At 68.8% G+C, this 13845-nt stretch carries 12 protein-coding genes; 3 read left to right on the forward strand and 9 right to left on the reverse strand.

All coding sequences use genetic code 11. The features are described from left to right. Nucleotides 1–106: 106 nt before the first annotated feature. Nucleotides 107–3850 (forward strand): endo-alpha-N-acetylgalactosaminidase family protein, encoded by a 3744-nt coding sequence (locus tag ACXJJ3_RS13220; protein WP_458170305.1) that lies wholly within the window; start codon nt 107–109, stop codon nt 3848–3850. A gap of 48 nt (nt 3851–3898) precedes the next feature. Here ACXJJ3_RS13220 and ACXJJ3_RS13225 read toward each other — a convergent pair whose 3' ends face one another. From ACXJJ3_RS13225 to hppD, 7 genes are all read right to left on the reverse strand, one after another. After that, nucleotides 3899–4312 carry a hypothetical protein gene (locus ACXJJ3_RS13225; RefSeq protein ID WP_458170306.1) on the reverse strand — a complete coding sequence of 138 codons (414 nt, stop codon included), beginning with the start codon at nt 4310–4312 and terminating at the stop codon, nt 3899–3901. Nucleotides 4313–4382: 70 nt separating this feature from the next. Further along, a complete protein-coding gene (locus ACXJJ3_RS13230; RefSeq protein ID WP_458170307.1) occupies nt 4383–5627 on the reverse strand; it encodes a HAMP domain-containing sensor histidine kinase in 1245 nt (414 codons plus the stop codon). Between the two features lie 3 nt (nt 5628–5630). Further along, complete coding sequence (gene cseB, locus ACXJJ3_RS13235) at nt 5631–6296, reverse strand: two-component system response regulator CseB (protein ID WP_185759410.1); 666 nt, start codon at nt 6294–6296, stop codon at nt 5631–5633. A gap of 48 nt (nt 6297–6344) precedes the next feature. Then, nucleotides 6345–6944: a hypothetical protein gene (locus tag ACXJJ3_RS13240; RefSeq protein ID WP_458170308.1), complete on the reverse strand. Its 600-nt coding sequence runs from the start codon at nt 6942–6944 to the stop codon at nt 6345–6347. A gap of 128 nt (nt 6945–7072) precedes the next feature. Further along, nucleotides 7073–8449, reverse strand: a complete 1377-nt coding sequence (locus ACXJJ3_RS13245) for an FAD-binding oxidoreductase (protein ID WP_458170309.1) — start codon at nt 8447–8449, stop codon at nt 7073–7075. Nucleotides 8450–8493: 44 nt separating this feature from the next. After that, a complete protein-coding gene (locus ACXJJ3_RS13250; protein WP_458170310.1) occupies nt 8494–8964 on the reverse strand; it encodes a hypothetical protein in 471 nt (156 codons plus the stop codon). Nucleotides 8965–9113: 149 nt separating this feature from the next. Then, nucleotides 9114–10316, reverse strand: a complete 1203-nt coding sequence (hppD, locus tag ACXJJ3_RS13255; RefSeq protein WP_458170311.1) for a 4-hydroxyphenylpyruvate dioxygenase — start codon at nt 10314–10316, stop codon at nt 9114–9116. A 151-nt stretch (nt 10317–10467) separates the two neighbouring features. Between hppD and ACXJJ3_RS13260 the strand changes: the two genes are divergently transcribed. Continuing rightward, nucleotides 10468–10947, forward strand: coding sequence for an Lrp/AsnC family transcriptional regulator (locus ACXJJ3_RS13260; protein ID WP_458170312.1), 480 nt, complete (start codon nt 10468–10470; stop codon nt 10945–10947). 212 nt (nt 10948–11159) lie between these two features. Here ACXJJ3_RS13260 and ACXJJ3_RS13265 read toward each other — a convergent pair whose 3' ends face one another. After that, nucleotides 11160–11804: an IclR family transcriptional regulator gene (locus ACXJJ3_RS13265; protein ID WP_209698258.1), complete on the reverse strand. Its 645-nt coding sequence runs from the start codon at nt 11802–11804 to the stop codon at nt 11160–11162. 55 nt (nt 11805–11859) lie between these two features. Here ACXJJ3_RS13265 and ACXJJ3_RS13270 point away from each other — a divergent pair, with 55 nt between their 5' ends. Continuing rightward, nucleotides 11860–12609, forward strand: coding sequence for a hypothetical protein (locus tag ACXJJ3_RS13270; protein ID WP_458170313.1), 750 nt, complete (start codon nt 11860–11862; stop codon nt 12607–12609). Here the strand turns inward: ACXJJ3_RS13270 and ACXJJ3_RS13275 are convergent, their stop codons facing one another. Further along, complete coding sequence (locus ACXJJ3_RS13275; RefSeq protein ID WP_458170314.1) at nt 12610–13842, reverse strand: MFS transporter; 1233 nt, start codon at nt 13840–13842, stop codon at nt 12610–12612. Nucleotides 13843–13845: the final 3 nt, after the last annotated feature.

Below are 13845 nucleotides of genomic sequence, written 5' to 3' on the forward strand. Positions count from 1 at the left end.
TTTTACCAACCACCTGCGGATCCGAAGATCCTTCAGAATGCGGCAATCTGTTCATTAGTGTTCGTTTCTCTTGACGAACTCGCGCTTGCGTGCGAACTTCGTCGGCATGAAACGTTCAGTGGGGTGTGGAGTACTGGCTGTAGCCATGGCCGCCGCGGCGCTGGTCGCGCCGTCCGGTGCCCAGGCGCAGCCCGCGAACGGCGACCCGGAACTGCGGTCGCCGGAGCTGACGGTCACCGTCGCGGCGGACTTCCCGCGGGTGATCAGGTACGTCGACAACGCCTCCGGGCAGGCGCTCGGCGGACAACCGGACGCGATCTCGACGGTCACCATCGACGGGGTCGCCCGCACTGCGCACCTCGTCGGTACGCCGGCCGTCGATGCCGCCAAGGCGTCGTACACGCTCGGCTTCGAGGCGCTGCCCGGCGTCGAGCTGGACACCAGCCTGCGCGTCGCGGGCCGGGTGACGACGTTCGCGGTCGACGCGGTCCGCGATACCGACACCAACCGCGTCCATACGATCGACATCCCGAACCACGACCTGGTGTCGGTGGCCAGTACGGACGCCGGCGCGACGACCGCGTTCACGACGCTGGACCCGGACTCGACCCGGACCGCGGACAACATCACCCCGGTCACCGATGGCACCCCGGCGGACGGGTCCGCGGCCGGGGCGGCGTACGCGTTCGTCAACACCAGCGGGCTGGCCGCGGGCATCGAGTCGAACTCGACGTACGACAAGCCGACCGGTCCGTCGGTCGACGACGGCGCCCGGTTCTGGCACCGCGCCCGCAAGGGCAGTGACGGCAGTACCCGGGTCGGCGTGTGGAGTGGGCAGTGGACGTACCGCGCCGACACCTCGCCGTACACCGAACCGCTCCCCTGGGCGAAGGTCGTCGTCACGCCGGACGCCAACAACGACAAGACCGTGGACTGGGAGGACGGCGCGGTTGCCTTCCGCTCGATCATGACCGAGCCGAACGGCGGCGACCAGGTCAAGAACCGGGTCGTCACGCACATCCCGTTCAACTTCGCGAGCCAGGCGACGCACCCGTTCCTGCGGACGCTCGACGACGTCAAGCGGATCTCGCTGGCCACCGACGGGCTCGGGCAAATGGCGCTGCTGAAGGGCTACGCGTCCGAGGGACACGACTCGGGACACCCTGACTACGGCGGCAACTACAGCCTCCGCGCGGGAGGGCTCACCGACCTGAACACGTTGCTCAAGCAACGCAAGGCGTGGAACGCAGCGTTCGGCGTCCACGTGAACGCGACCGAGGCGTACCCGGAGGCGAACGCGTTCAGCGAGGACCTGGTCGACAAGAACGCCAAGGGCTGGAACTGGCTGAACCAGAGCTACTACATCAAACAGCGCCCCGATCTTGCCTCCGGCAACATCGTGAAGCGGTTCCAGCAGCTGCGCGACGAGACCGACAAGAACCTCCAGGAGCTGTACATCGACGTGTACTACCAGTCCGGCTGGCTCGCCGACGGCCTCACCCGGCAGCTCACCGCGCAAGGCTGGCAGATCGCCACCGAATGGGCCGACCGGCACGAGCGGACGTCGCTGTGGTCGCACTGGGCCAACGACCTCGACTACGGCGGCGCCACCAACAAAGGCCTGAACTCGAAGATCATCCGGTTCGTCCGCAACCACGAGAAGGACGTCTGGAACAACGACCCGATCCTCGGCCAGTCCGCGATCGTCGAGTTCGAGGGCTGGACCGGCGAGACCGACTGGAACGCGTTCTACAGCAACATCTGGCAGCGCAACCTGCCCGCGAAGTTCCTGCAGCAGCAGAAGATCCTGGACTGGAACGCCGACGACATCACGTTCACCGGCGGTGTCCACGGAGCCGTCGAGAACGGCAAGCGGACCGTGTACGTCGGGAACGCGAAGGTGCTGGACGGCGACAAGTACCTGCTCCCGTGGGACAACAACAAGAAGCTGTACCACTACAACCCGGCCGGCGGACGCACCACCTGGCAGCTCCCGGCCGCGTACGCCGGCGTCAGCACCTTCACCGCCTACCAACTGAGCGACACCGGCCGTACCAAGCCGACCATCATCCGGGCGAACCACGGAGCGATCACCCTCGACGCGATTCCGGGCAAGCCGTACGTGATCTACCCGGTCGCCGCTCCGCAGCCGCGCGCGGTGAACTGGGGCGAGGGTACGCACCTGAAGGACCCCGGCTTCAACGCGGGCAACCTCACGGCGTGGAACGCGACCGGCGACGCGAGTATCGCGACGCTGGAGAACGGGCAGCACGTGGCGCAGCTCGGGAAGAAGGCGTCGTCGGTGAGCCAGCGTCTGACCGGGCTCACGAAGGGGCGTACGTACAGCGCGTCCGCCTGGGTGGAGGCGTACCGGCCGACGACGATCTCCGTCGACGGGGTGAAGAACGTGGTGCCGCGGTCGACCGTGAAGAACATGGTGGCGGCGGACGACAAGCACGACATGTACTACCAGCGGGCACGGATCGTCTTCCAGGCCAAGGGAAGCACCGCGGACCTGGTGATCGGAGCGGCGGCTGGAGCTGGACAAGTCCGGCTCGATGATGTGCGGGTGGTTCAGACCGCGGCGGCTCAAGCGGCTGAAGGTTTCGAGGAGGTGGATCAGGGGTGGGGGCCCTTCATCAAGGGCGATGCCGGCGGGGTGACCGACCCGCGGACGGTGCTCGCCAAGAAGCATGCGCCGTACACGCAGGCCGGGTGGAACGGGAAGCTCGTCGACGACGTGCTGGACGGTGACTGGTCGCTGAAGTCACACGAGGAGAACGAAGGACTCGTGTACCGGACCGCGCCGTGGACGGTGGACTTCCGGCCGGGGCATAAGTACAAGGTCAGCTTCGACTACGAGAGCGGGCGCGCCGGGCAGTACACGTGGGTCCAGGGCGTCGATCGCCCGGACTCCGTCGAGGTGCAGGCGACGCCGATCGGTGAGCAGCGGACGAAGGCGACCTTCGACCAGGAGTTCGTGGCCGGCTGCGGCGGCGACTACTGGGTCGGGCTGCGCAAGCTCACCGACGGCGGCGACCAGACCGACTTCGTGATGGACAACTTCGCCGTCACCGATCTCGGCACGACGACCGAACCGGCGGACTGCACGTCGGTCGCGGTCACCGGGCTGACCGGGCTCGTCTCGGGCGAGGCGAACACCGTCACCACGACGTTCACCAACAACGACGTGGTTGCTGCCAGCAACATCACGCTCGGCCTGACCGCACCGGACGGCTGGATCGTGACGGCAACCACTCCGGCGACGCACGCCATCGTCACCGCCGGCGCCACCGTGACGACGACGTGGGACGTCACGCCACCGGCCGGTACGGCGGAAGGGAAGTACGTGCTGACGGCAACGGGTGGCCGGGCGACGAGCACCGCGGAGGCCACCGTGCTGCCGCCGGGGATCGTGCCGCAGTCCCGGATCAAGGTCGTCGACGTGGACAGCGAGGACGTCGCGACCGGCGGCGCCGCGACGATGGCGCTGGACGGGAACCCCAGCACGATCTGGCATTCCGCCTGGTCTCAGGTCAGTACGCCGGCCGGCTTCCCGCACTACCTGACACTCGACCTCGGGTCGACGTACCAGGTGAACGGGTTCACCTATCTGCCCCGGCAGAGCGGGACGAACGGAATGTTCAAGGGCTACGAGCTGTACGTCAGCGCCGACGGGCAGGACTGGGGTACGCCGGTCGCGACCGGCGAGTTCCCGAACTCCACCGCCGTACAACGGCTGGACTTCACTCCCAAGCCCGGTAGGTACGTGAAGTTCGTCGGTACCAGTTCGTTGAACGGAGCGGTGTTCGGATCAGCCGCGGAGCTCAACGTGTACGGCACGCACTGAACGAATACGGCGCCACTCCCCTCCCCCGGGGAGTGGCGCCGGCTCGGGCTACTTGGTGATGGTCACCGAGACCGGGGCGGAGGCGGTGTTCGCGGCGACGACGCGGAAGGTGTTCACGCCGACGCGGCCGCTCTGCACCCATACCGAGTAGGTCGCCCGGCTGGTCACCTTGGTGCTGGCCGGGAACTTGACCCACTTGCCGTTCTCCAGGCGCTGCACCTGTACGACCGTGTTCGCCGCGATCCCGGAGGTCTTGCCGGTGAAGGAGACCTTCGCCCACGCCTTCGCGGTGGCCTTGTCCGACTTGATCGTGATCGACTTCGCCGCGGCCGGGGTGCTGACGGCCGCGACCTGCGTGGTAGCAGCGTTGGCCTGCAAGGCACCGGCGACGCCGAGACCGGCGGCGGCCAGGGCGACACCGGCGAAAGCGGCGGCGGTACGACGAACGAACTGAGTACGCATGATCTGTGGTTTCCCCTCGTTTTGTTGGTGTTACGGAGAGGAAGACGCGGCGGCCGGCGGAAAGGTTGTGTTACGACTCCGCCTCAGGTCCGGCGGGCAGCACGAGCCGCGCCAGCGCGCCGCCGCCGGGCGCCTCGCCGAAGGTCAGCTCGGCGCCGAGAACCTTCGCGTGACCGGCCGCGATCGTCAGCCCGAGTCCGTGGCCGACCCCACGTTCGGCCATCCCGGAACGGAACCGGCGCGGGCCTTCGGCAATCAGTTCCTCCGGGTAGCCGTTGCCGTGGTCAACCACCTCGACGGTCCGGCCGCTGACCGTCACCTCGACCGGCGGCTTGCCGTGCCGGAGTCCGTTGACGATCAGGTTCGCGAGGATCCGCTCGATCCGCCGGGAGTCGGTGGACACCGTCTCGTCCGGCCCGTTCAGGTGCACGATCACGTCGTCGGCCGCGAGCGCCTGCTGCATCCGCAACCGCCCGACCGCGGACCCGACGAACGCGCCGAGCCCGACCAGTTCCAGGTCCGCCTGCTCGACCCCTGAGTCGAACCGGGCGATCTCCAGCAGGTCCTCGACGAGCCGCCGCAGGACCTTGGCCCGGTCCCGGACGAGCTCGCTCGGCCGCCCCGGCGGCAACAGCTCCGCCGCCGTGGTCAGCCCGGTGACCGGCGTCCGCAGGTCGTGCGCGACGTCCGCGGTGAACCGGCGTTCCGCCTCGAGCTGACCCCGCAACGAGCTGGCCATCGTGTCCAGCGCGGTCGCCAGCGACTGCACCTCGTCCTTGCCCTTGCCAACGGTCTCGGCCGCGGACGCGTCCAGGTCACCGGCCGCGATCCGCCGCGCCGTACCGGCCACCGCGACGATCCGCCGCGACAGGCTGCCCGCGAGGATCACGCTGACCAGGGCGACCAGCGCGACCGTACCGATCCCGCCGAGGATCAGCGCCTGCTGCAGCGCCTGCATCGAGTCGTCGGTGTTGTCGTATTCCTGCTCGATCGACAGCACCTTGCCGTCCTTGACCGCGACCGCCGCCCACATCTTCGCGTGCGGCGATCCCGTCTTGAACGTCGCCCGCTTCCCGGACAGCACCGCGTCCCGCAGCTGCGGCGGCAGATCCGGGTCGTCGAGCTTCGCCCCGAACACCGGTACGTCGTTGGTGTCGTAGCTCTGCGCCGCGAGCTGGATCCGCTCGTCCGCGAAGCTGCGCGTCCGGTCCAGCCGGGCCGACTGGGCCTGGGTGTAGACCGCGACGCACAGCACCAGGATCGCGAGCGACGAGACCAGCAGGAAGATGAGACCGAGCTTGCCGCGCAGTCCCATTCCCTAGGCCCTGAGCTTGTACCCGAAGCCGCGGACGGTTTCGATGCGGTCGGCACCGATCTTGGTCCGCAACCGCTGCAGGTGGACGTCGACCAGCCGGCCGTCGCCGCCCCACTCGTAGTCCCAGACGCGCTGCAGCAGCGTCGAGCGGCTGAGCACCACGCCCGGGTTGTTCGCGAACTCGATCAGCAGCTTGAGCTCGGTCGGCGTCAGCTGGACGGTCGCGCCACCACGGCGTACCTCCAGGGCCTCCCGGTCCAGCTCCAGGTCGCCGAACGACTCGACGCCGGAACCGGCCGCCGGTGCCGGGCGCTCCGGGTCCGAGACCGCGCGCCGCATCACCGCCCGCAGCCGGGCCACCAGCACCTGGGTGTCGAACGGTTTGGTCACGTAGTCGTCCGCGCCGGCCTCCAGGCCGAGAACGACGTCGAGCGCGTCGCCGCGGGCGGACACCATCACGATCGGGACCGTGCTGGTCTCGCGGATCCGGCGGCACACCGAGATCCCGTCCAGCCCGGGCAGCATGATGTCCAGCATCACGACGTCGGGATGGATCTTCTCGAAACGCTCGATCGCTTCCAGGCCGTCCTCGGCCGTGGTCACGTCGTAGCCGTGCCGCTCGAGGGTCAACTGGGTCGCCTCACGGATCACCGCGTCGTCCTCAACCATGAGAATGCGCGCTGCCGGTTCTTCCGGTACCACCGAACTTCAGTCTCCCTACTGGTCCGTCGAGCTCACCTTGATCATCTGCCGACCGTTCCAACGGTAGACCTCGACCCGGCGACCCGACGGGCAGCAGACCGGGTCGTTGATCGTGAAGATCTTCGACTCGACCACCAGGTCCCCGCCGGGGCTGGCGTTCACGGTCGGCTGCTCGACGTTCAGGTTCCAGATCGGGCGCGGGCCGGAGGGCTCGAGCGCGATCAGGAAGAAACCGAAGACGAACTTTTCCAGGGTATGGATCAGGACGATCTGCTGAGGTGTACCGCTGTGCAATACATCAACGGTCTTACCCCTGCTGAGGCAACGCGAAATCACCGTGCAATTCGAAAGGACTGTCCGGGCGTAGCTGGACAGGTGCCGGTCGGCGAGCAGCCGGGCCCGGACTTTGTACAGGTCGACGGCCACTTCCGGGGTCTTCGCCGGGTGCGGCGAGGCAGTGCCGGTACCGGCCGCGACCGACGGCGACCCACTCTCCGGTGGCGGCGATTCGGGACCCTCGACCCGCAGTCCGCCGCCGTTCCCGCAGGCGGCGAGCACGGTCGTCGCAACCACCACGGCGACAGCGGGGAGCACGGTACGGCGCCACCAACCCATCGGGCGCCTCCTACCCTGCATCCGGTCCTCCGCGAGTTCTAGCCTCTTATGCTCCAGTCCCGACGTCACATTCGATGGCCATGGACGTCGAATGGGCTCGGCAGTTGTGTTGCGATTACGTCACAGCATCAGCCGGCCACGATCTTGCCCGGGTTCAGCAGGTTCTTCGGGTCGAGGGCGTTCTTGATCGCGCGGTGGACGTCCAGCGCCACCGGCCCGATCTCCTCGGCCAGCCAGGTCCGCTTCAGGACGCCGACGCCGTGCTCGCCGGTGATCGTGCCGCCGAGCTCCAGCCCGATCGCCATCACCTGCTCGAACGCCTGCTGCGCCCGCTCGGCCTGCGCCGGGTCGGTCTGGTCGAACACCACCGTCGGGTGCATGTTCCCGTCGCCCGCGTGCCCCAGGACGCCGATCGTGATGTCCAGCTCCGCGGACAGCTGCTCCAGCCGGCCGATGAACTCCGCCAGCCGCGACCGCGGTACGGCGACGTCGTCGATCATCGTCGTACCGAGTTGCTCCAGGGCCGTCAGCGCGACCCGGCGGCCCTCCAGCAGCATGTCGCCCTCGGCGTCGTCCTCGGCCTCGATGCACTCCAGCGCGCCGTGGTCGCGGCAGAGCTTGGCGACCGCGGCGACGTCGGCCGCGCCCGCCTCGCCGCCCGCGTCGGACTGCGCGATCAGCATCGCGCCGGCCTCCTCAGGCAGGTCCATCCGCTTGTACTTGTTGACCGCCTGGATCGTGGTCCGGTCCATGATCTCCAGCAGGCTCAGCGAGACGCCGGAGCGGATGATCTCCAGGATCGCGTTCCCGGCCTCGACGCCGGAGGCGAACAGCGCGGCCATCGTCCGCGGCTTGGCGGCCGCCGGGCGGAGCATCAGGGTCGCCTCGGTGATGATGCCGAGCGTGCCCTCGCTGCCGACGATCAGCTTCGCCAGGTCGTACCCGGCGACACCCTTCACGGTCTTCCGGCCGGTCCGCAGCACCCGGCCGTCGGCGAGCACGACCTCCAGGCCGAGCACGTAGTCCGTGGTCACGCCGTACTTCACGCAGCACAGGCCGCCCGAGTTCGTCGACAGGTTGCCGCCGATCGAGCAGAACTCCCAGCTGGACGGGTCTGGCGGGTAGAACAGCCCGTGCTCGGCGACCGCGCGGGACAGGACCGCGTTGTACACGCCCGGCTGGGTGACGACGTACCGGTCCACCGGCTCGACGGCCAGGATCCGGTCCATCTTCTCCAGCGAGATCACGATGCACCCGTCCAGCGCGTTGGCCGCCCCGGACAGGCCGGACCGCGCCCCCTGCGGGACGATCGGTACGCCGGCCTCGTTCGCGACCCGCACCGCCGCCTGCACGTGCGCGGTCTCCCGGGCCAGCACGACCGCCAACGGCATCCCGGCCGGACAGAACATCGCCCGGTCGTACCGGTAGCTCTCCATCCGGTCCGGGTCCGTCACCAACGCCTCGGGTGGCAGCACCTGACGCAACTGCTCGACAACCTCACTCATACGCCGAGCCTAATAACTACTGCGCGGTACTGCGCACCCCAGTCTCAGCGTGTGCGGGTGGTGGCGTTCTCCGAGATCTCCTGGTAGCCGCCGCCGTAGTTGTGGTACTCGCGGCCGACGGCGGTGAACGTGATGCTGCCGCTGGTCGCCTTCACCTTCGGTGTGCGGCAGGTGCGCTGGCCCTGGATGACGGACCCGTTGCCTCCGCTGCTGTCACAGCTCAGCGTGCGGCCGTTGTTGCCGCCGCCGGACTGCACCAGGAAGGCGTTGGCCTTGGCGTTCGCCACCACGGGCGACGCCATCGTGATCTCGGCCCAGTACTGCGAGCAGCCGTCCCGGACCAGCCGGATCGTGCCCCAGCTCGGCGGCTGGTTGTTCCGCAGCATCGGCGCCGATGCGATGGATGTCGCGCCAGAGCAGTTGGCGGCGTTGACCGCCGCGGCCGGCATGGCGGAGAGGGCGATCGCGCCCACCCCCACACCGGCGGTGCTGAGCAGCAGGCCCAGTGTCTTCATGACGAAACCCTTCCTGAGCACGCGCCCCGACGCGCACTCAGGAAGGCACACTACGCGAACGGAGCCTGCCCCAACAGTCATTCCGGTAATCGGACGGCGACACGCCGTGTGCAGTTGCTGCTGGCAAGCTTTTGATCGTCAAAGTGCCGTCAGAGGTTGCCGCGGCGCTCCTGCTCGCGCTCGATCGCCTCGAACAGCGCCTTGAAGTTGCCCTTGCCGAAGCCCAGCGAACCGTGCCGCTCGATCAGCTCGTAGAACACCGTCGGCCGGTCCCCGATCGGCGCCGTGAAGATCTGCAGCAGGTACCCGTCCTCGTCCCGGTCGACCAGGATCCCGCGCGACTGCAGCTCCTCGATCGGTACCCGGACGTTGCCGATCCGGGCCCGCAGCTCCGGGTCCTGGTAGTACGAGTCCGGGGTGTTCAGGAACTCCACGCCGTTGGCCCGCATGATGTCGACGGTGCGCAGGATGTCGTTCGTGGCGAGCGCGATGTGCTGCGCGCCGGCGCCGTCGTAGAACTCCAGGAACTCGTCGATCTGAGACTTCTTCTTCGCCACCGCCGGCTCGTTCAGCGGGAACTTCACCCGGTGGTTGCCGTTGGCGACGACCTTGCTCATCAGCGCCGAGTAGTCGGTGGCGATGTCGTCGCCGATGAACTCCGCCATGTTCACGAAGCCCATCACCTTGTTGTAGAAGGCAACCCACTCGTCCATCCGGCCGAGCTCGACGTTGCCGACCACGTGGTCGACGGCCTGGAAGAGGCGCTTCGGGTGGTCCGCGGGGCGGCTCACCTGGGTGCTCGCCGCGACGAAGCCCGGGAGGTACGGACCGTCGTACCGGCTGCGGTCGATCAGCGTGTGGCGGGTGTCGCCGTACGCCGCGATCGCCGCGCGGCGGACCGTGCCGTGCTCGTCGGAGACATCGTTCGGCTCCTCCAGGACGACCGCGCCGACCTTGCGGGCGTGCGCGACGCACTTGTCCACGTCCGGGACCTCGAGCGCGATGTCCGCGACGCCGTCGCCGTGCTTGCGGTGGTGGTCGAGCAGCGGGCTCTTCGGGCTCACGCCGCCGGAGATCACGAAGCGGGCCGAGCCGGACTTCAGGACGTACGACTTCGCGTCCTTGCTGCCGGTCTCCGGGCCGGCGTACGCGACCAGGTCCATGCCGAAGGCCAGCTGGTACCACTTCGCGGTCTGGGTGGCGTTGCCGACCACGAACACCACGGCGTCCATCGCGGTGACCGGGAACGGGTCGGTGCTCTCGTCGTACGGCACCAGGCCGACGAGCTGCTTCAGCTGGTCGAGGTCGAGATCGGCGTCGAGCTCTGCGGGGGTGAGGTCGGTGCTGGTCATCGGGGTCCTCCCGGGTCGATGTGGTGTCACCGAGCCTTGTTCCTGGGCGGCAGGTTGCGCAACACATCCTTGATTGGCTAGGCATGCTGTCTAGTTGACTGGCGACGTTGGTAGGCTATTTGGTCAGTCTGACTATCACCGGAGAGTTCGCATGTCCGTCGACGCGCTGGACGCCCGCATCCTGACGCTGTTCGCCGCCGAACCACGGGTCGGCGTACTCGAGGCGTCGCGCCGCCTCGGGGTCGCCCGCGGCACCGTCCAGGCCCGATTGGACCGGCTGCACCGCGATGGGGTCGTGCGGGGTTGGGGGCCGGACATCGACACCACCGCGATCGGCTACCCGGTGACGGCGTTCGCCACACTGCAGATCGAGCAGGGCTCAGGTCACACCACGGTCGCCGAGGCACTCGCGCGGATCCCGGAGGTGCTGGAGGTCCACACCATCACCGGCGCCGAGGACCTCTGGTGCCGGATCGTGGCTCGCTCCAACGCGGACCTGCAACGGGTGATCGACCAGGTGGTCAAGGTCCGAGGCATCCAACGCGCCTCAACCGTCATCGCCCTCGCCGAACAAATCCCCCATCGAGTACTCCCGTTGGTAGAAGCCGCCACCAAGAACATGAGGAGCTGACAGGTGCTGCCATCGGCCGGGTTGGGGAGGATCCTGTCCCGGACAGGGAAGAAATCCTCCCCAACCCGGCCCGGTCCCCCGCCACGCCGCGCTGGGACTTGGTGGGTTGGGTCCCGCATGCCGACGCGAACGGGACCACACGGAGCAACACCGTCAACTCGTCTGCTCGCCCCTCACGAGGCAGCACCTGTCAGCTCTTGATGCGTGCGAGATCAGGCAAGGCGTTTGGCTACTTCTACTGCGGCCCGGGCTACCCGGGGGCCTACGAAGTCGCGGTCGAGCTTGCCCAGGACGACCACGCCGATCGACGCCTCGACGCCCGGGACGCCGAGGACCGGGGACGACACGCCTTGGGCGCCGGCCTGGAGCTCGCCGGCGGTTACTACGAAGGGGCGGCCGGCGGGGTCGGGTTTGCGGCGGCCGGCGAGGATGGCCTTGCCGGCGGCGCCTTGGTCGAGGGCATGGCGGGAGCCCATCCGGTAGGACACGTGGTAGTCGGTCCAGCTGGGCTCGACGACCGCGATCGCCAGCGCCTCCTCGCCGTCGGCGACCGTGAGGTGCGCGGTGGCACCGGTGTCTTCGGCGAGCGAGCGCAGGACCGGAAGCGCCGCGTCACGCAGCGTCGGCTGCACCCGGCGGCTGTAGTGGAGTACGGCGAGACCGAGTCGCGCCCGGCCTTCGCTGTCCCGCCGCACCAACCGGTGCAGCTCCAACGTGTTCACCAGGCGGTACACCACCGTCCGGCTGACCCCCAGCGCCGCGGCGAGCTCGGTGATGGAGAGCCCGTCGGGGGCGTCCGCCAGCAACTCGAGGACGGTGAGTCCCCGGTCGAGCGTCTGCGAGGTCTCGGCTGGCACCCAGCAAGAGTATCCGCTATTCGGGCACGGCCCGATGGCCCCGTATCTTGCTGCCGTGCGAAATTACTGGTCGCTGCTCCCCGCCGTCCTCGTGATCGTGGGTCTGATTCTGGTCTACGCCATTCCGACCATCATCAACCCGCAGTTGACGAGCTCGATCATGGCGCTGTTCCGCAGTACGGCGCTGCCGGCCGACGCGACGCCGGAGGAGACCCGGCGGGCGGCCGGGGTGCTCGGGCCGCAGCAGCTGCGGTCGCGCCGGATGCTGGCGATCTCGATGGTGGTCGGCGCGCTCGCGATCATCGGCTTCAACGTCTCGCTGAACCGCGAGGCGATCGGCTGCTACAAGGCGGCCCGCGCGTTCGGCGCGATCGACGGGCCGGACGTCAAGGACCCGTGCTACGACATGATCTTCGGCACGTTCTTCGGCGACGGCACCGGGATCTCGGACGAGAAGAACCCGCTGCCGATGGAGTACTACCAGGTCGTGAAGGGCAAGCGGCCGAAGTACTTGCACTGGATCCAGAACGCGCCGAAGTACAGCGAGGCCGACCTGCTGGTCCCGGCCGGCCCGAAGTGTGTCGGCGACCTGCGGGTGGAGCAGTCCGACACCGAGATCAAGATCTTCCTGGACAGCGACGTACCGTGCCCGCCGGACAGCAATATCTCGCTGACGCCGATCAAGCTGAAGAAGCCGCTCGGTGACCGCAAGGTCGTCACGGTCGGCGGCAAGGAGATGACCCGGGTGAATCCGGACATGGACTCCTGGTTCACCGTGCTGGGGAAGCTCGCCACCGGCGGCTGATCAGCTGAGCGCCCGCGTCCGCGCGTCGTACTCCCGGAACGGCCGGTTCCGGGCGAGCAGGATCAGCAGCCCGGTGATGCACACCGCCGCACCGCCGAGCAGCGCGACCGTCGGGCTGGTCAGCGAGGACGTCGTACCGACGACGAAGTCGCCGAGCCGCGGCCCGCCCGCGACCACGACGATGAACACGCCCTGCAGCCGCCCGCGCATCTCGTCCGGGGCCGCCGACTGCAGCACGGTGTTGCGGTACGCCGAACTCACCATGTCGGCCGCCCCGGACATCGCCAGCAGCGCGACGCCCAGCCAGATCGTCCGCGACAACCCGAACAGCCCGACGGCCGCGGCGTACGCCGTGATCGCGAGCACGATCGCGATCCCCTGCCGCCGGACCCGGGTCACCCAGCCGGAGAACAGCACGCCGAGCAGCGCCCCGATCGCCGGCGCCGCCTGCAGTACGCCGACCGTCCGCACACCGCCGCCGAAGAACGCCCCGGCGACCGCCGGGAACAGCGCCCGCGGCTGCGCGAACACCATCGCGAGGATGTCCGCGAGGAACGTCGCCAGCAACGCCGGCGCCGCGCGCAGGAACGCGAACCCCTCGAGCACCGACCGCAGCCCGGCCCGCCGGACCTCGCCGGTCGGCGCCACCGGCGGCAGCCGGAACAACGCGTACAGCGCCGCGGTGAACGTGATGACGTCAACGAGGTACGCCGCCGCGAACCCCTGCCAGGCGATCACCGCCGCCCCGAGCAACGGCCCGGCGGTGAAGCCCAGGTTGAACGCCGCCTGGCTGAGCGTGTTCGCGGCCGGGAGGAGCTCGGGCCGGATCAGCCGCGGGATGATCGCGGACCGGGCCGGGTTGTTCACCGCGAAGCACGCCGACTGGCAGGCGACCACGCCGTACAGCACCCCGACCTGTCCCCAGTCGAGGTGCGACTGCAGGACCAGCACCATCGACAGCAGCCACAGCCCGGTCGAGGAGACGAGCGCGAGCGTACGGCGGTCGATCGCGTCGGCCATCGCACCGCCGTACAGCCCGAACACGATCAGCGGGACCAGCGAGCAGAGCCCGACCAGGCCGACCGCGAACGTCGAGTGCGTCAGCGCGTACACCTGGATCGAGACCGTCACCGCGGTCATCTGCTGACCGAGCTGCGACACCGTCGACCCGATCCACAGTCTCCGGAAGTCGGCGGACTCACGCAGCGGGCGGATGTCGGTGAGCAGACGCACGCA

The sequence above is a fragment of the Kribbella sp. WER1 genome (genome assembly GCF_054189145.1).